This is a genomic window from Kocuria sp. CPCC 205263 (assembly GCF_040981075.1).
In the GTDB taxonomy this organism is placed as follows: domain Bacteria; phylum Actinomycetota; class Actinomycetes; order Actinomycetales; family Micrococcaceae; genus Kocuria; species Kocuria rosea.
The window spans coordinates 162,098-184,747 of sequence record NZ_JAVKPV010000004.1; the positions used below are offsets into that span (position 1 = coordinate 162,098).

The 22,650-nt window shown below is 73.3% G+C and carries 16 protein-coding genes and 1 tRNA gene; 15 read left to right on the plus strand and 2 right to left on the minus strand.

The window, feature by feature from the left end:
- Positions 1-2: 2 nt before the first annotated feature.
- Complete coding sequence (locus RF647_RS07760) at positions 3-509, minus strand: hypothetical protein (protein ID WP_368811229.1); 507 nt, start codon at positions 507-509, stop codon at positions 3-5.
- Positions 510-653: 144 nt separating this feature from the next.
- Here RF647_RS07760 and RF647_RS07765 point away from each other — a divergent pair, with 144 nt between their 5' ends.
- From RF647_RS07765 to RF647_RS07825, 13 genes are all read left to right on the plus strand, one after another.
- The gene (locus RF647_RS07765) at positions 654-1,319 is read left to right on the plus strand and encodes a Pr6Pr family membrane protein (RefSeq protein ID WP_368811230.1); all 666 of its coding nucleotides are present in this window, start codon (positions 654-656) and stop codon (positions 1,317-1,319) included.
- On the plus strand, positions 1,285-2,763 hold the full coding sequence (locus RF647_RS07770) for an AAA family ATPase (RefSeq protein ID WP_368811231.1): 1,479 nt from the start codon (positions 1,285-1,287) through the stop codon (positions 2,761-2,763). Before RF647_RS07765 ends, RF647_RS07770 begins: the two co-directional genes overlap by 35 nt.
- 68 nt (positions 2,764-2,831) lie before the next feature.
- Positions 2,832-3,212 carry a phosphoribosyl-AMP cyclohydrolase gene (gene hisI, locus RF647_RS07775; RefSeq protein ID WP_017833956.1) on the plus strand — a complete coding sequence of 127 codons (381 nt, stop codon included), beginning with the start codon at positions 2,832-2,834 and terminating at the stop codon, positions 3,210-3,212.
- A gap of 53 nt (positions 3,213-3,265) precedes the next feature.
- Entirely contained in the window at positions 3,266-4,864 is a 1,599-nt protein-coding gene (locus RF647_RS07780) for an anthranilate synthase component I (RefSeq protein WP_368811232.1), read from the plus strand.
- Complete coding sequence (locus RF647_RS07785) at positions 4,857-5,456, plus strand: Trp biosynthesis-associated membrane protein (protein WP_368811233.1); 600 nt, start codon at positions 4,857-4,859, stop codon at positions 5,454-5,456. Before RF647_RS07780 ends, RF647_RS07785 begins: the two co-directional genes overlap by 8 nt.
- Positions 5,457-5,652: 196 nt before the next feature.
- Positions 5,653-5,916 carry an HGxxPAAW family protein gene (locus RF647_RS07790; protein ID WP_017833959.1) on the plus strand — a complete coding sequence of 88 codons (264 nt, stop codon included), beginning with the start codon at positions 5,653-5,655 and terminating at the stop codon, positions 5,914-5,916.
- Positions 5,917-6,064: 148 nt separating this feature from the next.
- Entirely contained in the window at positions 6,065-8,191 is a 2,127-nt protein-coding gene (gene trpB / locus RF647_RS07795) for a tryptophan synthase subunit beta (RefSeq protein ID WP_368811234.1), read from the plus strand.
- Between the two features lie 47 nt (positions 8,192-8,238).
- Complete coding sequence (gene trpA / locus RF647_RS07800; protein WP_368811398.1) at positions 8,239-9,042, plus strand: tryptophan synthase subunit alpha; 804 nt, start codon at positions 8,239-8,241, stop codon at positions 9,040-9,042.
- 77 nt (positions 9,043-9,119) lie between these two features.
- Positions 9,120-10,010 (plus strand): prolipoprotein diacylglyceryl transferase, encoded by an 891-nt coding sequence (gene lgt / locus RF647_RS07805; protein WP_368811235.1) that lies wholly within the window; start codon positions 9,120-9,122, stop codon positions 10,008-10,010.
- 303 nt (positions 10,011-10,313) lie between these two features.
- Positions 10,314-14,984: a glutamate synthase large subunit gene (gltB, locus tag RF647_RS07810; protein ID WP_368811236.1), complete on the plus strand. Its 4,671-nt coding sequence runs from the start codon at positions 10,314-10,316 to the stop codon at positions 14,982-14,984.
- Positions 14,977-16,440, plus strand: a complete 1,464-nt coding sequence (locus RF647_RS07815) for a glutamate synthase subunit beta (protein ID WP_368811237.1) — start codon at positions 14,977-14,979, stop codon at positions 16,438-16,440. Before gltB ends, RF647_RS07815 begins: the two co-directional genes overlap by 8 nt.
- 268 nt (positions 16,441-16,708) lie before the next feature.
- Positions 16,709-18,187 carry a pyruvate kinase gene (gene pyk / locus RF647_RS07820; protein WP_368811238.1) on the plus strand — a complete coding sequence of 493 codons (1,479 nt, stop codon included), beginning with the start codon at positions 16,709-16,711 and terminating at the stop codon, positions 18,185-18,187.
- Positions 18,184-18,660: a PaaI family thioesterase gene (locus RF647_RS07825; protein ID WP_095651001.1), complete on the plus strand. Its 477-nt coding sequence runs from the start codon at positions 18,184-18,186 to the stop codon at positions 18,658-18,660. The genes pyk and RF647_RS07825 overlap by 4 nt, the downstream gene beginning before the upstream one ends.
- A gap of 49 nt (positions 18,661-18,709) precedes the next feature.
- Here the strand turns inward: RF647_RS07825 and RF647_RS07830 are convergent.
- Positions 18,710-18,793 (minus strand) — tRNA-Leu (locus RF647_RS07830).
- A 254-nt stretch (positions 18,794-19,047) separates the two neighbouring features.
- Here RF647_RS07830 and RF647_RS07835 point away from each other — a divergent pair.
- Both RF647_RS07835 and polA read left to right on the plus strand, forming a co-directional pair.
- Positions 19,048-19,623, plus strand: coding sequence for an ANTAR domain-containing response regulator (locus tag RF647_RS07835; protein ID WP_133410381.1), 576 nt, complete (start codon positions 19,048-19,050; stop codon positions 19,621-19,623).
- An 84-nt stretch (positions 19,624-19,707) separates the two neighbouring features.
- On the plus strand, positions 19,708-22,596 hold the full coding sequence (polA, locus tag RF647_RS07840) for a DNA polymerase I (protein WP_368811239.1): 2,889 nt from the start codon (positions 19,708-19,710) through the stop codon (positions 22,594-22,596).
- Positions 22,597-22,650: the final 54 nt, after the last annotated feature.

Sequence of the window (22,650 nt, forward strand, 5' to 3'; positions counted from 1 at the left end):
CCTCAGGCCCGGTCCCCGTCCCGGCAGGTCCCCTCCAGCCAGTCCCGCACGGGGGCGAGCGCCTCGTCGAGCGCCTGCCCGTCGAACCGCGCCGAGGAGTCCTCCGCCAGGTCCTCCCCGTAGGAGTCGACCAGCAGCTGCACCCGCGCGTAGTCCGCGGCCAGCGCCGGAGGAGCGGCCCCGCGCACGGATTCGACCTCGTCCTCGACGTCCTGCACCTCCGCCACGGTCGGGCCCGCCGAGAGGCCGGCCGGCAGCAGCGCGAGCACCAGGAGGTCGTCGGCGACCGCCGCACACGCCTCTCGGCGGTCCGGATAGGCGCCCCACGTGACGTCCGTGGCGGGAGTGGGCGACGCAGCGGGGGAGGCGGGGGGCGCCGCGGCCGTGGGCGAGCCGGTCGGCGGGCCCGGTGCGTCGGGGCTCCCGCAGCCGCACAGCACCGCGACGACGAGCGCGGCCACCGCCGTGCCGGGGGCCGCGCGCCGTTCCGTCGCCGTCCTGGGATGCATCGTCTCGGTCCCGCCCGCCGTCGCCGCTCTGGTCCTGCTCCCACCATAGGCGCCGCCGACCCGGCAGGGCCACGGGCGGGCGGGCACGGCCTGCGGGGCCGGAACTCCTATCCTGGAGCCCGGAGGACCGGGAGGAGGACGAACGTGCGAGTCGTCGTCGTCGCCGCCCGGGCCTGCGCCCTGGCCGTCGCGGTCTGGGCCCTGGTCTCGCGGGCGGACTGCGCCTTCGTGACGCGCACCTGCCTGGGGTCGAACCTGTTCAGCTACTTCACGGTCCACAGCGCCGTGCTGCTGATCCTCGCCGTGCTGCTGGCCCTCCTGCACACCGCCGCCGGGGCGCAGGAGCCGGGCTGGCTGACCGGGCTCCGGGCGATGGCCACCACCTACACCGTGGTCTCCGGGGCGGTGTTCGGGGTGCTGCTGGCCAACGCGGAGCTGTTCGGCCACCTCTTCCTCGTCCCGCTGTCCTCGCAGGTGCTGCACTTCGTGCTGCCGGTCTACGCCGTGGCCGACTTCCTTCTGTGCCCAGGCCGCCGGCGGCTGCGCTGGGCCGCCACCTGGGCGTCCACCGTGTTCCCGGCGCTGTGGGCCGTGTACACCCTGGTCCGGGGGCAGCTGGTGGGCTGGTACCCGTACTTCTTCCTCGACCCCGCCCTGGTGGGCGGCTATCGCGCGGTGGGCACCTACGCCCTCGGGCTGTCCGTGCTGATCCTCGCGGTGTCCTTCCTGGCCGTCGCCGCCACCCGTCTGCCCACCGTCCCGGTAGGGTCGGCCCATGGACGACTCCTCTCCCGCCGGGCCGGTCCCTGATCCGGACGACGCCCAGCTCCTGCGCTCGGTCCGGCGCCTGGTGGACCGCCTCGCCGCCCTGCCGCCCGAGCGCGGGGACGAGCCCACGCCGCTCGGGCGACACCTGTCCGCGGTGCTCGGCGCGGACGTGCGCATCCTGCCGGTGGTCTCGGAGGACTTCGCCCCGCACCGCCTGGCGGACGTCGACATCGCCCTCGCCGAGCTGGCGGGGGACGGGCCGGGCTCCCTCCTCGGCGTCAGCGGTGGCCGGAGCCGCGACGACCTCGGCCTCGCCGAGCTGCTCACGGCCCCGTACTCCGGGGCCGGCATCGGCCCCGTCGACTACGCGACCCGGGCCACGGGCCCGGCCACCGAGCGGCAGGTCGTCGCGTTCGGCATCCGGTGCCTCACCGTGGACGGGGTGCCGGTGGCCGTGCTCCAGCGCATGCCTCGGCCCGAGTACGGCCGGTCGCAGGTGGTCCTGGAGGTGCTCGCCGCGGACCCCGCCGTCTGCGGCACGTTCCTCGCCCGGCTGCGGGCGCTGATGCTCGAGCGCAGCGTGCTGCGCGGCCAGGTGCTCTCGTTCGCCGCCACCGAGTACGGCAGCGAGGCCGGGGCCACGTTCCTGCCGCGCCCGCACGTGCCCGCCGACGAGATCGTGCTGCCCCCGGGCCTGCTGGAGCAGGTGGTGGGGCACGTCGTGGGCATCGGGGAGCACCGCGACGCGCTCCGGGCCGCGGGCCAGCACCTCAAGCGCGGGATCCTGCTCCACGGCCCGCCGGGGACCGGCAAGACCCTCACGGTCCGGCACCTGCTCTCCGTCACCCCGGGGACCACGGCGATCCTGCTGACCGGGTCGGGCCTGCACCTCATCGGGGCCGCCGCCGAGGTGGCCCGCACCTTCCAGCCGTCGATCGTGGTGCTCGAGGACGTCGACCTCGTGGCGATGGACCGGGACCTCGGGCCCGGGCCCCAGCCGGTGCTCTTCGAGGTGCTCGACGCCCTGGACGGGCTCGACGGCGACGCCGACGTCGCGTTCGTGCTCACGACCAACCGCGTGGCCGTGCTGGAGCGGGCGCTCGCCGAGCGCCCCGGACGCGTGGACCTCGCGGTCGAGGTGCCGCTGCCGGACGCGGACGCCCGGTCCCGGCTGTTCCGGCGGTACGCGGGGGAGCAGAGGTTCTCCGCCGCCGCCCTCGACGCCGCGGCGGCGCGCGCGGAGGGGACCACCGGCTCCTTCCCGAAGGAGCTGGTCCGCCGGGCCGTCCTCGCGGCGGCCGTCCGGGGCGAGGGCGCGGTGGACGCGGACCTGTCCGCCGCCCTCGACGAGCTCCTCTCCGGCCGGGAGGCGCTGACCCGCCGGCTGCTCGGCCACGCGGACACAGGGGAGTCCCCCGACGAGTACGAGGACACGGACGAGGACACGAACGGGCTCCGGTGGTGCGCCCGGCCGGAGTCCCCCTGACGGCTCCGGAGGATCCCGGCGGACGCCGGGGGCCGGGCCGCCCGGACAGGTCGATAGGATGGGTGGCGATGAGCGAGCAGACCCCCGACACCGGAACCGACGTCCTCGACCCCGCCGTGGCCCGGCGGCTCAAGCGCGACCCCTCGGGCCTCGTGGCCGCCGTGGTGCAGCAGCACGACACCCTCGAGGTGCTCATGCTGGGCTGGATGGACGACGAGGCCCTGCGCCGCACCCTCACGGAGGGCCGCGTGACGTTCTGGTCCCGCTCCCGCCAGGAGTACTGGCGCAAGGGCGACACGTCCGGGCACGTCCAGGCCGTGCACAGCGTGAGCCTCGACTGCGACGGCGACGCCCTCCTCGTCCGGGTCGACCAGACCGGGGCGGCCTGCCACACCGGCACCCGCAGCTGCTTCGACGGCCGCGACCTCGGCGCCGTCGCCGCCGTCTGAGCCCCGCCACCCTCCTCCCTCCCGTCCGCCACCAGGAAGTCAGGTCGACACCCATGCAGGACCTGGGCAGCATCAGCCCCAAGCTCGAGGAGTTCCGCGCGCTCGCCGCGGAGCGCCGCGTCATCCCCGTCCGCGTCAAGATCCTCGCGGACGCCATGACCCCGATCGGTCTCTACCGGGCCCTCGCCCTCGAGGACGGGGCGGCCCGGGCGGGCACGTTCCTCCTCGAGTCCGCCGCCGAGGGCGGCGTCTGGTCCCGCTACTCCTTCATCGGCGCCAACTCGCGGGCCACGCTCACCGCCCGGGACGGCGAGGCGCACTGGATCGGGCAGGCCCCGGCCGGCGCACCCACCGGCGGCAACCCCGTCGAGGCGCTGCGGGAGACCATGGCGCTGCTGCACACGGCGCGCTTCGAGGACGTCCCCCCGCTGACCTCCGGGCTCGTGGGCTTCGTCGGCTGGGAGGCCGTGCGCCGCTGGGAGAAGCTCCCGCACCCGCCGGAGGACGACCTGCGCATCCCCGAGCTGGCCATGAACCTGGTCTCGGACATCGCCATCCACGACAACACGGACGGCACCGTGATGCTCGTGGCCAACGCGATCAACTTCGACGACACCGACGAGCGCGTCGACGAGGCCTGGGCCGACGCCGTGGACCGGGTTCACGCGATGCTGGAGCGGCTCGCCCGGCCCCTCGGCCACGGCACGGCCTCGACGCTCACCGGCAGCGACGAGATCCGGGGGGACCTCGAGTCCAAGGTCGACCAGAGCTGGGACCGCACCCTGTTCATGAACTCCATCGTGGAGGGCAAGAAGGCCATCGTGGACGGGGACATCTTCCAGGTGGTCGTCTCCCGGCGCTTCGAGACCGGGTGCACGGCCGACTCCCTCGACGTCTACCGCATGCTGCGCGCCATCAACCCCAGCCCGTACATGTACCTGTACAGCTTCGAGGACGCCGGCGGCCGTCCCTTCTCGATCGTCGGCTCCTCCCCGGAGGCGCTCGTGACCGTCACGGGGGACCAGGCGGTGACCCACCCCATCGCCGGGTCCCGCCCGCGCGGGCGCACGGTCGAGGAGGACCTCGCGCTGGAGCGGGACCTGCTCCAGGACGAGAAGGAGCGCTCCGAGCACCTCATGCTCGTGGACCTCGCGCGCAACGACATCTCCAAGATCGCCGTCCCGGGCTCGGTGGAGGTCACGGAGTTCATGGAGGTGGAGCGCTTTAGCCACATCATGCACCTGTGCTCCAACGTCGTCGGCCGGATGCGCCCGGACGCCACCGCCTACGACGTGCTCGCCGCGACGTTCCCCGCCGGCACCCTCTCCGGGGCGCCCAAGCCCCGGGCCCTGCGCCTGCTCGACGAGTACGAGCCCCTGCGCCGCGCCGTCTACGGCGGCGTGGTCGGATACCTCGACTTCGCGGGGGACATGGACATGGCCATCGCCATCCGCACGGCCCTGCTCGTCGACGGCAAGGCCTACGTCCAGGCCGGCGGCGGGATCGTCGCGGACTCCGACCCCGAGACCGAGGCCCTCGAGTCCCTCAACAAGGCCACCGCACCGCTGCGGGCGGTGCTGCTCGCCGAGCGGCTGCACGCCCTGGACCTCGACCGGGTGGCCGTGCCGGAGACGGGCGCCGGGCGTGCCTGAGGCCCGCGGCTCCCGGCGGGCGGCGCTGTCCCGGCGGTCCACGGTGGTGCTCGCCACCCTGGTCGCCGCCCTGGCCGTGTTCGCCTGCTCGGCCGCCACCTGGGTCTCCGCCACGGTGCAGACCACGCTCGAGCCCGTGACCGTGGACGTCGCCGGGTCCGACGCGGCGCCGGCCGTCACCGCCCTCGGGCTCGTCGCGGCCGCTGGCGCCCTCACCACGGCGATCTCCGGCCGGGTGCTGCGCACCGTGGTGTCCGTGGTGGTCGTGCTCGCCGGCCTCGGCGCCCTGGCCGCGTCCGTGGCCGTGCTGGCCGATCCGACCGGGGCCGCGCAGACCGCCGTGGGTGAGGCCACCGGCATGATCAACGCCGGCGGCGACTTCGCCGTCACCGCCTGGCCCCCGCTCGCGGCGGCCGCCTCGGCGCTCGTGGCGCTGTGCGGCGCCTGGGCCCTCGTGGCCGGCCGCACCTGGACCGCGGCCCGGCGCTACGAGCGCTCCGTGGCGGACGGGCCCCCGTCCGGGACGGCCCGCTCCGGCGACGAGATCGACTCGTGGGACGCCCTCACCGAGGGCCGCGACCCCACCGCCTGAGCGCCCTGCCCGCTCCGGGGCTCCGGGCCCGCCGCGGCGGGGGAGCGGGCGCCCCAGGGCCCCGTGGGGCGTGCGCGGGCGCGGCCCGAGGGGTGGCACAATGGGACGGGACAGACTGTCAGCAACCGCCGCGCCCCGCCGGGGCCGTGCGCGCGGAGCCGGCCGGCTCCGGCAGGGAAATCGGGAGTGCAACAACATGGCAAACGGAAACGAGATCGTCCTCGACCACACCGGCTTCGTGGGGCACGGCAACACGCTGGCCGCGTGGGTGACCGTCGGCATCATGTCGGTGGGCGTCATCGTGGGCGTGGTGGGCTTCACGGTGGGCAGCACCGCCCTGCTGATCGCGGGCATCGTGCTGGTCGTCGTCGGGCTCGTCGCCGGCGCCGTGCTGAGCAGGATGGGCCACGGCAGCGGCTCCGAGCAGCGCAAGCACGAGGCGCGCCAGCACCAGGGCTGAGACCGGGCCGGCGCGGGCCGGCCCCGGGAGCGCGGGACGCGCACGGGCCGACCGGTCCCCGGAAGGGACCGGTCGCCGTCCCCGCCCGGTCCGAGCGCGGCCCACGAACGCACCAGCGCGGCCAGCGCCGCCGAGAGGACAGGAAACCATGTCGCAACAGAGCACCGGGACGGTCCTGGACGCCATCATCGAGGGCGTCCAGGCAGATCTCGCGGAGCGCCGTGAGCACGTCGGCTTCGACGAGCTCCGCCGGGCCGCCGCGCAGCGGCCGCCGGCCCTGGACGCCGAGTCGGCGCTCCGGGGACCCAGCGCGGACGCCGTGCAGGTCATCGCCGAGGTCAAGCGCTCGAGCCCCTCCAAGGGCGCGCTGGCCCCGATCGAGGACCCGGCGCGCCTGGCCGCGGCCTACGAGCACGGCGGGGCCTCGGTGATCTCCGTGCTGACGGAGCAGCGACGCTTCAACGGCTCCCTGGCGGACCTCGACGCCGTGCGCGCGGCCGTGGGGGTGCCCGTGCTGCGCAAGGACTTCACGGTCGACGAGTACCAGATCTGGGAGGCGCGCGCCCACGGGGCCGACCTCGTCCTGCTGATCGTCGCCGCCCTCTCCGACGACGAGCTGCGCCGCTTCCTCGCGCTGACCCACGAGCTGGGCATGCACGCCCTGGTGGAGACGCACACGCCCGAGGAGATCGAGCGGGCGGTCGCCGTGGGCGCCCGCATCGTGGGCGTCAACGTCCGCAACCTCAAGACCCTCGACACCGACGTCGAGACCTTCGGCCGGCTCGCCGGCCTCCTGCCCCAGGACGCGGTGATCGTGGCCGAGTCCGGTGTCGAGGGCGAGGAGCAGATCGCCCTCTACGCCTCGCACGGTGCCAAGGCCGTCCTAGTCGGCGAGGCCCTCGTGCGCAGCGCCGAGCCCGCGTCCACCATCGCGGCCTTCCGCGCCGCCGGTGCCGCCGCGCGCGCCCGGCGGCACGTCCCCGAGGCCGAGGCGGAGGCCGTCGCCGCGGAGGCCGCCTCCCTGCGCGAGGCCCCCGGGCCGTACTTCGGGGACTTCGGGGGCCGGTGGATGCCCGAGTCCCTCATCGCCGCCCTCGACGAGCTCACGGACGTGTTCGAGAAGGCGAAGGCCGACCCGGAGTTCACCGCGGAGTTCCAGCGGCTCTCCCGCGACTACTCGAACCGGCCCTCTTTGCTGACCGAGGCCCAGCGCTTCGCCGCCGAGGCCGGGTGCCGGATCTTCCTCAAGCGGGAGGACCTCAACCACACCGGCTCGCACAAGATCAACAACGTGCTCGGCCAGGCCCTGCTGGCGCGCCGGATGGGCAAGACCCGGCTGATCGCCGAGACCGGCGCCGGTCAGCACGGCGTGGCCTCGGCCACCGCCGCCGCCCTGTTCGGCATGGAGTGCGTGGTCTACATGGGCGAGGAGGACACCCGGCGCCAGGCCCTCAACGTCGCGCGCATGGAGCTGCTGGGCGCCACCGTGGTGCCCGTGACCAACGGCTCCCGCACGCTCAAGGACGCGATCAACGAGGCCCTGCGGGACTGGGTCGCCTCCGTCGAGCACACCCACTACCTGCTGGGCACCGCGGCGGGGCCGTACCCGTTCCCCGCGATGGTCCGATACTTCCACGAGCAGATCGGCGAGGAGACCCGCGAACAGATCCTGAACCAGGCCGGGCGTCTCCCGGACGCCGTCGCGGCCTGCGTGGGCGGCGGGTCCAACGCGATCGGCATCTTCCACGGCTTCCTGGACGACCCCTCGGTGGAGCTCTACGGCCTCGAGGCCGGCGGGGACGGCGTGGAGTCCGGACGCCACGCCGCCACGATCTCGCTGGGCCGTCCCGGGGTGTTGCACGGCGCCCGGACCTACCTCATGCAGGACGAGGACGGGCAGACGCTCGAGTCCCACTCGATCTCCGCGGGCCTGGACTATCCGGCCGTGGGCCCCGAGCACTCCTACCTGCACGACATCGGGCGGGCGCGCTACGAGGCGATCACCGACGTGGAGGCGATGGAGTCCTTCCGGCTCCTGTGCCGCACCGAGGGCATCATCCCCGCCATCGAGACCTCCCACGCCCTGGCCGGCGCGCTGAAGATCGGCCGGCGCTGGGTGGAGGAGCTCGGGCCGGAGGCGGCCGCGGAGAAGATCATCGTGGTCTCCCTCTCCGGGCGCGGCGACAAGGACGTGGCGACCGCCGCGGAATGGTTCGGGATGCTCCCGGACGACAGCGCCGAGGCCGAGCTCGGCGAGAAGGGCGAGCGACTGTGAGCACCACCCGACACGAGACCCCCGGGGCGGACCTCGCGTCCCGCCTCCTGCCGCCGGGACTGAGCGCCGACCCCGGCTCGCGGCTCGCCGCGCGCATCGCCGAGTGCCGGGGCCAGGGCCGGCCGGCCCTCGTCGGCTACCTCCCCGCGGGCTTCCCGACCGTCGACGAGTCCATCGAGGCGGCCGTGGCCCTGGGCATCAACGGCGCCGACGTCATCGAGATCGGCATCCCGTACTCGGACCCCGTCATGGACGGGCCGGTGATCCAGCACGCGACCACCACGGCCCTCGCCAACGGCTTCCGGGTGGCCGACGTGTTCCGCGTGGTCCGGGCCGTGGCCGAGCGGACCGACGCGGTGCCCGTGGTGATGACCTACTGGAACCCCGTCCTGCAGATGGGCGTCGACACGTTCGCCCGCCGGCTCGCCGAGGCCGGGGGAGCGGGGATCATCACCCCCGACCTGATCCCCGACGAGGCCCGGGAGTGGTTCGCCGCGTCCCAGGCCCACGGCCTGGACCGGATCTTCCTGGTGGCGCCCTCCTCCTCGCGGGAGCGGCTCGACCTGGTGGTCAAGGCCGCGAGCGGCTTCGTCTACGCGGTCTCTGTGATGGGCGTCACCGGCGCCCGGGACGCCGTCTCCGACGTCGCCGAGAAGCTCGTGGCGGACACGCGGGCCGCCGGGGCCCAGCACGTGTGCGTGGGCCTGGGCGTCTCCCGCCGGGAGCACGTCGAGGAGATCGGGGCCTACGCGGACGGCGTCATCGTGGGCACCGCCCTCGTGCAGGCGCTGGCCGACGGCGGCCCCGAGGCCGTGGGCGCGCTGGCCCGGGAACTGGCCGGGCGCGCCTGATAGCGTGACGTGGCGCCCCGCCCTCCTCCGGGCGGGGCCGCCCGTCCCGACGACCCCACGAGCCGAGGCCCCACCGCATGCTGCTGAGCGCCGTTCCCCCCGTGCCCGCCCTGATGAGCGCCCCGCTCCGGCAGGGCATCCCCTCCCCGGACTGGTCCGGCTTCTCGCTCGGCCCGCTGACCGTGCACGCCTACGCGCTGTGCATCCTCGCGGGCATCGCGGCGGCGCTGTGGTTGACCACGCGCCGCTGGGCGGCCCGGGGGCTGGACCCGGAGATCGTGTGGGACATCGTGATGTGGGCCGTTCCCGCCGGGATCGTGGGCGCCCGCGTCTACCACGTGCTCATCACCGACCCGGCCGGCTACTTCGGCCCGGGCGCCGACCCCGTCGACGCGCTGCGGATCTGGGAGGGCGGTCTCGGGATCATGGGGGCCGTGGCCTTCGGCGCGGCGGCCGCGTGGTGGGTGTGCCGCCGCAACAACGTCTCCCTGGCCGTCTTCGCCGACGCCGCGGCACCCGGCCTACTGCTCGCGCAGGCGATCGGGCGCTGGGGCAACTGGTTCAACCAGGAGCTCTTCGGCCGGCCCACCACCCTGCCGTGGGGCCTCGAGATCGACCCCGGCAGCCCGAACTTCCCGGCCGGGCTGCCGGCGGACACCCTCTTCCACCCCACGTTCCTGTACGAGTCCCTGTGGAACCTGGCCGGCGTGGTGCTCCTGCTGGCCCTGGACCGGCGGTTCCGCCTGGACGGCGGCCGCCTCTTCGCGCTCTACCTGGTCCACTACGGCCTGGGCCGGATGCTCATCGAGCTGTTCCTGCGGATCGACCCGTCCCTCATGGTGCTGGGCCTGCGCGTGCACGTGTGGACCGCCCTGGGGCTCGTGCTGCTCGGGCTGGCCCTCTTCGCGGCGGTGGTGCTCCGCCGCCGCAGGGCCCGCGGCGCCGCGGTGGAGTCCTCGCGCGCCTGATACCGCACCGGGGGCCGCACCGGGGCTCCTGGCCGAAGAGTTTTCAGAGCTGTAACATCTGAGTGCTAGATTTTTCCAGCGCCTGACCGGCGGACGGGTGAACCACGTCCACCGCTCCGGTGCACGCCACGATCGTCCATCGTCGGACATTCCTGGAACGGGGCCCTTCCGCCGCCCGGCACCCCCTCGATCACTGCTCGAGGACGTCGGCGGCAGCTCACGATCCGGCGGCACCTCCCGACCGGAGCTCTGCCGCGGGGGCCGCTCCTGTTGACCGCATCCCATGGTGAGGAGACGTCAGTCATGACCTCTACCCCGGCCGGCACCCCCGGTGACACTTCCGCCCAGGGCGGCACGGACCCGCGTCCGGCCGATCCCGCCGAGACCGCGCAGGAGCAGCCGGAGTCCCCGTTCGAGCAGTTCTCCAACGCGCCCGAGGAGCAGGGCCTCTACCACCCGGACGAGGAGAAGGACGCGTGCGGCCTCGCCGTGGTCGCGACCCTCAACGGCGCACCGAGCCACGAGATCGTCGACGCGGCGCTGACGGCGCTGCGCAACCTGGAGCACCGCGGCGCCGTGGGCGGCGACGAGGGCACCGGTGACGGCGCCGGGCTGCTGACCCAGCTGCCGGACGCGTTCTTCCGCGCCGTGCTGGACTTCGAGCTGCCGCCCCTGGGCGGCTACGCCGTGGGCACCGCGTTCCTCCCGCACGGCGGGGAGAACGCGGAGCGGATCCAGGGCGCCCTTGAGGAGCTCGCGCGCTCCGAGGAACTGCAGGTCCTCGGCTGGCGGCCCGTCCCGGTCGCCGAGTCCGTGGTGGGCCGGTCCGCGCGGGAGGTCATGCCCTACTTCGTGCAGCTCTTCGTTGCCGAGACCACGCCGGCCCCCGAGGACGAGGCCGCCCGGCGGCGCCTGGACCAGAAGGCGTTCCGGCTGCGCAAGCGCGCCCAGAACCGGTCCGGCGTCTACTTCCCCTCGCTGTCCTCGCGCACGATCGTCTACAAGGGCATGCTGACCACCCAGCAGCTCGAGCCCTTCTACCCGGACCTGTCCGACGAGCGGTTCACCACCGAGCTCGCGATCGTGCACTCCCGGTTCTCCACCAACACCTTCCCCTCGTGGCCGCTGGCCCAGCCCATGCGCACGCTCGCGCACAACGGCGAGATCAACACCGTCAAGGGCAACCGGAACTGGATGCGCGCCCGCCAGTCGCAGCTGAAGTCCCCGCTGCTGGGCCGCAACCCCGAGGAGCTGTTCCCGATCTGCTCGGAGGGCGCCTCCGACTCGCAGTCCCTGGACGAGGTCGCCGAGCTGCTCGTGCTCTCCGGCCGGCCCGTCACCCAGGCCATGATGATGATGATCCCGGAGGCCTGGGAGAACCACGAGACCATGGACCCCGCCCGCAAGGCGTTCTACCGCTACCACGCCTCCTTCATGGAGCCGTGGGACGGGCCCGCCGCGGTGGCCTTCACCGACGGCGTGCAGGTCGGGTCCCTGCTGGACCGCAACGGGCTGCGCCCCGGCCGGTTCTGGGTCACGGACGACGGCCTGGTCGTCTTCGCCTCGGAGGTCGGCGTCGTCGACGTCGGCGACCGCAAGATCGTGCGCAAGGGCCGCGTGTCCCCGGGCACGATGTTCCTCGTGGACACCGCGCAGGGCCGGATCGTGGAGGACGCCGAGATCAAGGCCCAGATCGCCTCCGCCGCCCCGTGGGAGGAGTGGGCCGACAGCAACATCGTCGACATCACGGACCTCCCCGAGCGCGAGCACATGATCCACCCGCGCTCCTCCATCACCCTGCGCCAGAAGACCTTCGGGTACACGCAGGAGGAGCTGAAGATGATCGTCGGGCCCATGGCGGCCAAGGGCGCCGAGCCGATCTACGCGATGGGCACCGACACCCCGATCGCCGTGCTCTCCGAGAAGTCCCGCACCCTGTTCGACTACTTCGTGCAGTCCTTCGCCCAGGTCACCAATCCCCCGCTGGACGCCATCCGCGAGGAGCTCGTCACGAGCCTGCGCGGCTCCGTGGGCCCCTCCGGCAACCTACTGACCACCGAGCGGGTGCGCACCCGCCAGGTCGCGGTGGACTTCCCGGTCATCGACAACGACCAGCTGGACCAGTTCCTGCACCTGGAGGGCGAGGACGGGATGCCCGCGGCCCTCAAGGTGCGGGGCCTGTACCGCCCCGACGGCGGCGCGGAGTCCCTGCGCGCCCGGATCGCGGAGATCTGCGAGAAGGTCTCCGCGGCCGTGGCCCGCGGCGTCGAGTACGTGATAGTCTCCGACCGCGACTCCAACGGCGCGTGGGCCCCGATCCCGTCGCTGCTGCTCACATCGGCCGTGCACCACCACCTCCTGCGCTCCGCGACCCGCACCAAGGTGGCGCTCGTCGTGGAGGCGGGCGACGTGCGCGAGGTCCACCACGTGGCGCTGCTCATCGGCTACGGCGCGTCCGCGGTGAACCCCTACCTGGCGATGGAGTCCGCGGAGGAGCTGGTCCGCTCGGGCGACCTCACCGGGATCACCACCGAGCACGCGGTGCACAACCTGATCAAGGCCCTGGGCAAGGGCGTGCAGAAGATCATGTCCAAGATGGGCATCTCCACGGTCTCCTCCTACTGCGGCGCCCAGGTCTTCGAGGCCCTCGGCCTGTCGCGGGAGCTCGTGGACGACTACTTCACCGGCACCCACACCCAGATCGGCGGCATCGGCCTCGACGTGATCGCGGAGGAGACGGCCTCCCGCCACCGCCGGGCGTACCCGGCGGACGGCGTGACCGAGCCCCACCGGGACCTCGAGACCGGCGGCGAGTACGACTGGCGCCGGGACGGCCCGCCGCACCTGTTCAACCCCCAGACCGTCTTCCGGCTGCAGCACGCCACCCGTACCGGCCGCTACGACATCTTCAAGTCCTACACGAAGCTCGTGGACGACCAGACGAAGAAGCTGCTGACCCTGCGCGGGCTGCTCGGCTTCACCGCGGACCGCAAGCCGGTGCCGCTCGAGGAGGTCGAGCCCGTCAGCTCGATCGTCAAGCGCTTCCAGACCGGGGCGATGAGCTACGGCTCCATCTCCCAGGAGGCGCACGAGACCCTGGCGATCGCGATGAACCGGCTCGGCGCGAAGTCCAACACCGGGGAGGGCGGCGAGGACGTCGACCGGCTGCTCGACCCGCAGCGGCGCTCGGCGATCAAGCAGGTGGCCTCCGGCCGGTTCGGCGTCACGAGCCTGTACCTGACCAACGCCGACGACATCCAGATCAAGATGGCCCAGGGCGCCAAGCCCGGCGAGGGCGGCCAGCTCATGGCCCAGAAGCTGTACCCGTGGATCGCCCGCACGCGCCACTCCACCCCGGGAGTGTCCCTGATCTCGCCGCCGCCGCACCACGACATCTACTCGATCGAGGACCTGGCGCAGCTGATCTACGACCTCAAGCGCTCCAACCCGCAGGCCCGGGTGCACGTCAAGCTGGTCTCCGAGATCGGCATCGGCACCGTGGCCTCGGGCGTCACCAAGGCCAAGGCGGACGTGGTGCTCGTCTCCGGGCACGACGGCGGCACGGGCGCGGCCCCGCTGAACTCCCTCAAGCACGCCGGCGCCCCCTGGGAGCTTGGCCTCGCCGAGACCCAGCAGACGCTGATGCTCAACGGGCTGCGGGACCGCGTGGTCGTCCAGGCGGACGGGCAGATGAAGACCGGCCGGGACGTGATCGTCGCCGCGTTGCTCGGGGCGGAGGAGTTCGGCTTCGCCACGGCGCCGCTGATCGTCGAGGGCTGCATCATGATGCGCAAGTGCCACCTGGACACCTGCCCGGTGGGCGTGGCCACCCAGAACCCGGAGCTGCGCAAGCGGTTCACGGGGCGGGCCGAGCACGTGGTGAACTTCTTCGAGTTCATCGCCGAGGAGGTCCGGGAGTACCTGGCCCAGCTCGGGTTCCGCTCGATCGAGGAGGCCGTCGGGCACGCCGAGGTCCTCGAGACCAAGGACGCCATCGACCACTGGAAGGCGCACGGGCTGGACCTCTCGCCGATCCTGCACTCCACGGTGCTCGAGCACCGGGGCGCGGCGGTGCGCAACATGCGCGGCCAGGACCACGAGCTGGAGAAGCACTTCGACAACGAGCTGATCCGGCTCTCCCGGGCCGCCCTCGAGAAGCGCGAGCCCGTGCGGATCCAGCAGCACATCATCAACACGGACCGCGCGGTCGGCACGATGCTCGGCCACGTGGTGACGCGGACGTTCGGCACGGACGTCCTGGCCCACGACACCATCGACGTGACGCTCATGGGCCAGGCCGGCCAGTCCCTCGGCGCGTTCCTCCCGCAGGGCATCACCCTGCGGCTCGAGGGCGACGCCAACGACTACAGCGGCAAGGGCCTGTCCGGGGGGCGGATCATCGTGCGCCCCGAGCGGGACGCGGTGTTCGAGGCCTCCGAGAACGTCATCGCGGGCAACGTGATCGGCTACGGCGCCACGAGCGGGGAGATCTTCCTGCGCGGCACCGTGGGCGAGCGGTTCCTGGTGCGCAACTCGGGCGCCACGGCGGTGGTCGAGGGCATCGGCGACCACGGCTGCGAGTACATGACCGGCGGCACCGCCCTGGTGCTCGGCCGTACCGGGCGCAACTTCGGCGCCGGCATGTCCGGCGGCGTGGCCTACGTCATCGACCTCGCCGAGACCTCGGTCAACAAGCAGGCGCGCGACAGCGGCGAGCTGCAGCTGCTGCCCCTGGACGAGGCGGACGCCGAGGTCGTGCTGGCTCTCATCACGAAGCACGCCGAGGAGACGGGCTCCGAGCTCGCGGACCGGCTCCTGGCCGACCCCGTGGCCACGCTCGGACGTTTCACCAAGGTCCTGCCGCGGGAGTACGCCGCCGTGCAGGGCATCCGCGAAGAGGCCCGGACCCAGGGGCAGGACCCCGACGGCGACGAGGCCTGGCACAAGATCCTGGAGGTGACGACCCGTGGCTGATCCGCGCGGTTTCATGAAGGTGACCGAGCGCGTCGACCGCCCCAAGCGGCCGGTGCCCGTCCGGATCATGGACTGGAAGGAGGTCCAGGAGGCCCAGGACCGGGGGGTCCTGCAGAAGCAGGCCGGCCGGTGCATGGACTGCGGGATCCCCTTCTGCCACGAGGGCTGCCCCCTCGGCAACCTGATCCCCGAGTGGAACGACCTCGTGTGGCGGGGCCTCGACGCCGAGGCGGTCGAGCGCATGCACGCCACCAACAACTTCCCGGAGTTCACCGGGCGGGTCTGCCCGGCCCCGTGCGAGTCCTCGTGCGTGCTCGGCATCAACCAGCCGGCGGTGACCATCAAGCAGATCGAGTACTCGATCGGGGAGATGGGCTTCGACGAGGGCATCGTCAAGCCGTACGTGCCCCAGCGCCTGGTCGGCAAGACCGTGGCGGTCGTGGGCTCCGGTCCCGGCGGCCTCGCGGTCGCCCAGCAGCTGACCCAGGCCGGGTTCACGGTGGCGGTCTACGAGCGCGACGACCGCATCGGCGGGCTGCTGCGCTACGGCATTCCCGACTTCAAGATGGAGAAGGAGGTCCTCGACCGGCGCCTCGACGTCATGCGCGCCGAGGGCACCCGCTTCCGCCCCGGGGTGGAGATCGGCAAGGACATCACCTGGGACCAGCTCAAGCGCCGCTACGACGCCGTGGTGGTCGCCACCGGCGCCACCCGGCCGCGGGATCTCGAGATCCCGGGCCGGGACCTGGACGGCGTCCACTTCGCGATGGACTACCTGGTGCAGGGCAACCGCGTGGTGGCCGGGGACGAGGTCGAGGACCAGATCTCCGCGGCGGGCAAGCACGTCATCGTCCTGGGCGGCGGCGACACCGGCTCGGACTGCATCGGCACCGCCAACCGCCAGGGCGCGGCGTCGATCACGTCCCTGGCGATCGGGCGCAAGCCCGCCGCGGACCGCTCCGACGCCGACCCGTGGCCCATGATGCCCAAGGTCTTCGAGGTGTCGAGCTCCCACGAGGAGGGCGGCGACCGCACCTACATGGCCTCCACCGTGGAGTTCGTGGGCGAGAACGGGAAGCTCACCGGCCTGAAGGTCGCCGAGACCGAGTACCTGCCCGACGGCCGGCGCGCCCCCAAGGGCGGCACCGAGCGGGTGATCCCGGCGGACCTCGTCTTCCTGGCCCTGGGCTTCACCGGCAACGAGTCCGAGGACATCACCGAGCAGATCGGCGCCGAGCTGGACGGCCGGACCAACCTGGCCCGGGACGACCGGTACATGACCAGCGTGGACGGCGTCTTCGCGTGCGGCGACGCCGGCCGCGGCCAGTCCCTCGTCGTCTGGGCGATCGCCGAGGGCCGGGCCTGCGCGGCCGCCGTCGAACGGTTCCTCATGGGCTCGACCCGTCTGCCGGAGCCCGTGGCCCCGACCGACCGGGCCATCGACCTCACCCTGTAGGACGGCACCGGGCCCGACGGTCCCACGGCGCGGGCCGCCCCCTTCCGAGAGGGGGGCGGCACGCGCCGTCGCACGTCCGGGGCGGGCGGACGGGCCGGGCGCCTCGACACCGGCGGCGGCGTTGGTAGGCTGGGAACGACCTCCCGCCCCAGGGCGGACATCCAGGCAGTGCGGCCGGGAGCTGCGTCGTGTCCTGCGCGACGGAGCCCCCGGCCGCAGTGCTGTGCACGTCCTCCCCGGTGGCACCCCTCGACCCAAGGCGGCACACATGCGACGAGCAAAGATCGTGGCCACGATCGGTCCGGCCATCTCCTCGTACGAGAACCTCTCCCAGGCGATCCGGTCCGGCATGAACGTGGCCCGGCTCAACATGAGCCACGGCGACCACTCCGTGCACGACGCGTCCTACGAGAACCTGCGGCGCGCCTCGGCGGACGCCGGGCAGACGGTCGCGATCCTCGCGGACCTGCAGGGACCGAAGATCCGGCTCGGCCGCTTCGCGGACGGCCCGCACGAGCTGCTCCCCGGCGACGTGTTCTCCATCACCGTCGACGACGTCGAGGGCACCGCGAGCCTGTGCTCCACCACGCACAAGGCCCTGCCGGGCGACGTCAACGTGGGCGACCCGCTGCTCATCGACGACGGCCGGGTGGCGCTGCGCGCCACCGCCGTCTCGGACACCACCGTCACGACCGAGGTGGTCGTGGGCGGGGCGGTGTCCAACAACAAGGGCATCAACCTGCCCGGCGTGGCCGTGAACGTCCCGGCCCTGTCCGACAAGGACGAGGACGACCTGCGCTGGGCCCTGCGCCGCGGTGTGGACCTGATCGCCCTGTCCTTCGTGCGCGACGCCAAGGACATCGTGCGGGTGCACGAGATCATGGACGAGGAGGGCCGGCGGCTGCCGGTGATCGCCAAGATCGAGAAGCCGCAGGCGGTGGACTCCCTGCACGAGATCATCGACGCCTTCGACGGCATCATGGTGGCCCGCGGTGACCTGGGCGTGGAGCTGCCGCTGGAGCAGGTCCCGATCGTGCAGAAGCGCGCCATCGAGCTCGCCCGGCGCTGGGCCAAGCCCGTGATCGTCGCCACCCCGTTGCTCGAGTCGATGATCGACAGCCCCCGCCCCACCCGGGCCGAGGCCTCCGACTGCGCCAACGCGGTGCTCGACGGCGCCGACGCGGTCATGCTCTCCGGGGAGACCTCGGTGGGCAAGTACCCGATCGAGACGATCGAGACGATGGCCCGCATCATCGAGGCCATCGAGAGCCAGGCGCTGGAGCGCGTCCCGGCCCTCGGCACGGAGCCGCGCACCCGGGGTGGTGCGGTGACGCGGGCGGCGGTGACCATCGCCCGGCAGCTCGACGTCAGCTACCTCTGCACGTTCACCCAGTCCGGGGACTCCGCCCGCCGGCTGTCCCGGCTGCGCCCGGCCCACCCGATCCTGGCGTTCACCCCGGAGCCCCTCGTCACGGCGCTCATGTCCCTGCTCTGGGGCGTGCAGCCCATCCAGGTCGCGAAGGTCGACCACACGGACGAGATGACCCGGCAGGTCGACCTGCACCTGCAGGAGCAGGGCCTGGCGGGCAAGGACGACCTCGTGGTGATCTGCGCCGGCTCGCCCCCCGGGGTCGCCGGCACCACGAACCTCGTCAAGGTGCACCGCGTGGGCGACGTCGCCGACGCCGGGGAGCTGCTGGGCAGCGGGCAGCGGCGCGAGCGCGTGGGACCGTGGCGGGAGGGGTGAGCAACCCCCCGGCCATGACCCCCGAGGAGCACTCCCGGGACCTGCGCGAGCACGGGGTCCCCGAGGAGCTGCACGCCGCCTTCCCCGGTCACGGGATGGGCGGTCTGGCCCGGGCGATGGGCATCCGGTTCACGGAGCTCACGCCCGGGCGGGCGGTCGCCACGATGCCGGTCGAGCCGAACACGCAGCCGGGCGGGATCCTGCACGGGGGAGCGCACTGCGTCCTCGCCGAGACGCTCGCCTCGACCGCGGCGAGCGTGCACGCCGGCCCCGGGCGGTACGCGGTGGGTGTCGACGTCAACGCGACGCACCAGCGCGGCGTGGCCTCCGGGACGGTCACCGGCACGTGCACGGCGCTGCACCTGGGCGCCACGCTCACCGTCCACGAGGTCGTGATGACCGACGAGCGGGGGCGGCGGCTGTCCACCGCCCGGGTCACCAACCTGGTGCGGGAGCGGGGCGCCGCGGGCTGACGGCACGGGGGTGGGACGAGAAGACCCCGGACCGGGAGGTCCGGGGTGCTGGTGCCCAAGGTGGGACTCGAACCCACACTCCAGGGGAACCGCATTTTGAGTGCGGCGCGTCTGCCAATTCCGCCACTTGGGCCTGCGGTCGCAGTCCGCGCCGCCTCGGGAGGGCGGCTCCTGCGCTCGACCACTCTACAACAGTTATAGGCTGGGGCTGATCGGACGGAACGCGCGGCGCCGGGCAGTCGGGCGCCGCCGGCCCCGTTGCCCGCGCGGCGCGGGCAACGACGCACCAGCAGCCAAGGAGTCAGCGTGACGGAGCAGCCGAACCCCTCCCCGGCGGAGGAGCCCGAGACCCGCGACGACCCGTCCGGCGAGGCGGCGGAGCGCGACCTGCGCCCGGCCCGTCGGGTGGTGGTCGCCGAGGACGAGACCCTGATCCGCCTGGACATCGTGGAGATGCTCCAGGACGCGGGCTACGAGGTGGTCGCGGAGGCCGACAACGGCCAGCGCGCCGTGGAGCTCGCCCGCGAGCACCGCCCCGACCTCGTGCTCATGGACGTGAAGATGCCCGTCCTGGACGGGATCACCGCGGCGGAGCAGATCGCCTCGGACCGGATCGCCCCGGTGGTCCTGCTGACGGCCTTCAGCCAGCGGGAGCTCGTGGAGCGGGCCCGCGAGGCGGGGGCCATGGCCTACGTGGTCAAGCCGTTCACGGTGGACGACCTCGTGCCCGCGATCGAGATCGCGATCTCCCGCGCCGAGGAGATCGCCGCGCTCGAGCGCGAGGTCTCGGACATGAAGGAGCAGTTCGCCACCCGCAAGCTCGTGGAGCGCGCGAAGTCGCTGCTGACCACCAAGATGGGGCTCACCGAGCCCGAGGCGTTCCGCTGGATCCAGAAGACCTCCATGGACCGCCGGCTGTCCATGCGGGAGGTCGCCGAGGCCATCATCAACCAGGTCGCCTGAGCGCACCGTCCGGCCGCGCGGGCTGACCCGCCGGGCCCCGGCAAACCGCCCGCCCCGGCTCCCGCCCGGCCCTAGGATGGGTCCGTGGAGAAAACGACGCAGCACACGCAGACCGACCCGAGCCCCGAGACCGCTGTCCGCACGGTGACCGTCGGGACCGACACCGACCACCCCGTCGACGTCGAGATCCCCCACCCGGTCTCCCGGCCCGAGCGGAAGCTGCTGCTGGTCGACGGCCACTCCCTGGCCTTCCGCGCGTTCTTCGCGCTGTCCCGCGCCGCGGAGTACGGCGGCGGGCCCGCCTTCGTGACCTCCGACGGCCGGCACACCGAGGCGGTCTACGGCTTCGTGAACACGCTCGTGAAGCTGATCCGCGAGCAGAAGCCCACCCACCTGGTGGTCTCCTTCGACCTCGACGGCCCCACCCTGCGCTCCCAGGAGTACGAGGAGTACAAGGGCGGGCGGGACGAGACGCCCGAGGAGTTCCACGGGCAGGTCCCGCAGATCCGCCGGATCCTCGACGCCCTGGGCGTGCCCGTGGTCACCGCCGAGGGCCACGAGGCCGACGACGTCCTCGCCACCCTCGCCCGCCGCGGCGCCGAGCAGGACTACGAGGTGCTGGTCTTCTCCGGGGACCGGGACGCCTTCCAGATGATCGACGAGCACGTCACGGTGGTCTACCCCGGGCGCACCCCGTCCGACCTCAAGCACATGGACGCCGCCGCCGTGGTGGAGAAGTACAAGGTGCCGCCCCAGCACTACCCGGACCTCGCGGCCCTGACCGGGGAGCAGGCCGACAACCTCCCCGGGATCCCCGGCGTGGGTGCGGGGTTCGCGGCCAAGTGGATCCTCGCCTACGGCGGCGTCGACGCGATCCTCGCGCACGCGGACCGCGTCAAGGGCAAGAAGGGCGAGGCGCTGCGCGAGCACCGCGCCGACGTCGAGCGCAACCGCCGGCTCAACCGCCTGATCACCGATCTCGCGCTGGACGTCGACCTCGCCGACGCCGGCCTGCCCGTGCCCGACGCCCAGGCGGTGGGGGAGGTCTTCGACGACCTCGAGTTCGGCGACGGCCTGCGCAACCGGCTCTTCGACGCCTTCGGGCGCCCCGCGGAGGAGGCGGCCCCGCCGGCCGACCTCGGCCTGGGCGAGGTCGAGCGCCCCGGCACCGCCGAGGACCTCGAGCAGTGGCTGGCCGGCGGGGAGGGTCCCGTGGTGCTGCACGCCCTGCACCGCGACGACGACCCCGTGCTGCCGGGCGCCCGCGAGCTCTCCGGGGCGGTCCTCGCCCGCGGCGGCCACCAGCCGTCCGCGCTGTTCCTGGACCTCGCGGCCGCCGACTCCGGCCTCGAGTCCGCGCTGGCCCGCTGGCTGGGCGACGCGGACCGGCCCAAGATCGTGGACGGGCTCAAGGACGTCTGGAAGTCCCTCGCGGTGCGGGGCCTACCGCTGGCAGGGGTCGTGGACGACCCCCAGCTCTCGGCCTACCTGCTGCAGCCGGCGCGGCGCAGCTACGAGCTCCCCGCGCTGCTCGAGGACCGGCTGGGCCTGGCGGTGGCGCCCGCCGCGGACGGCCCCGCCGCCGAGGGGCAGCAGCAGCTCGCCCTGGACGCCGAGCCCTGGCCCGCCCCGGCGGTGCTGCGGCGGGAGGCGGAGCTGGCGGTCGCCACCGTCCAGCTCTCCGAGCACCTGCTGGAGAAGCTGGCCGAGACCCACCAGACCGCCCTCCTCACGGACCTCGAGCTGCCCCTGGCCGTGGTGCTGGGCCGGATGGAGCTCGCCGGGATCGCCGTGGACCCCGAGGGGGTGCAGGTCCTGCTCGACGACTTCGCCCGGGTGATCGAGCAGGCGCAGCAGGAAGCGCACGCCCAGATCGCGGAGCCCGTGAACCTCGGCTCCACCAAGCAGCTGCAGCAGGTGATGTTCGAGGAGCTGGGGCTGCCGAAGACCAAGAAGATCAAGTCCGGCTTCACGACCGACGCCGACGCCGTGGCGGAGCTGCTCACCCGCACCGACCCGGACTCCAAGGGGCACCGCTTCCTCGCCGGCCTGCTGGCCTACCGGGACGCCAACAAGCTCCGCCAGACCGTCGAGGGCCTGCAGAAGGCCATCGCCGAGGACGGCCGCGTGCACACCACCTACATGCAGAACGTCGCCGCCACCGGCCGGCTGTCCTCCACCAACCCCAACCTGCAGAACATCCCCGTGCGCACCGAAGAGGGCCGCCGCATCCGCGGGCTGTTCGTGGTCGGGCGCCCGGAGGACGGGCGGGCCTACGAGCAGCTGCTCACCGCCGACTACTCCCAGATCGAGATGCGCATCATGGCGCACCTGTCCGGGGACGAGGCGCTGATCGAGGCGTTCCGCAGCGGCGAGGACCTGCACCGCTTCGTCGGCTCGAAGATCTTCGGCGTGGCCCCGGAGGAGGTCACCGCGCCCATGCGCTCCAAGGTCAAGGCCATGAGCTACGGGCTGGTCTACGGGCTGAGCTCCTTCGGGCTCTCCAAGCAGCTGCGGATCCCCGTGGACGAGGCCCGCACCCTGATGAGCGACTACTTCACCCGGTTCGGGGCGGTGCGCGACTACCTGCGCGGCGTCGTGGAGCAGGCCCGCGAGGACGGCTACACGGCCACGATCGACGGACGCCGCCGGTACCTCCCGGACCTCTCCAGCGACAACCGGCAGCTGCGCTCCATGGCCGAGCGCGCCGCCCTCAACGCCCCCATCCAGGGCTCGGCCGCCGACATCATCAAAAAGGCGATGCTCGGGGTGGACCGGCGCTTCGCCGACGAGGGCCTCGGCTCCCGGATGCTCCTGCAGGTCCACGACGAGCTCGTGGTGGAGGTCGTGCGCGGGGAGCGCGAGACCGTGGAGCGGGTGCTGCGCGAGGAGATGGGCGGCGCCGCCGAGCTGTCCGTGCCGCTGGAGGTCAACGTCGGCGCGGGCCGCTCCTGGCACGAGGCAGCCCACTGACCGGCCGGACCGGCGCCCCGGCCGGCCCGCTCCCCGACCCCACCGCGAACGAGG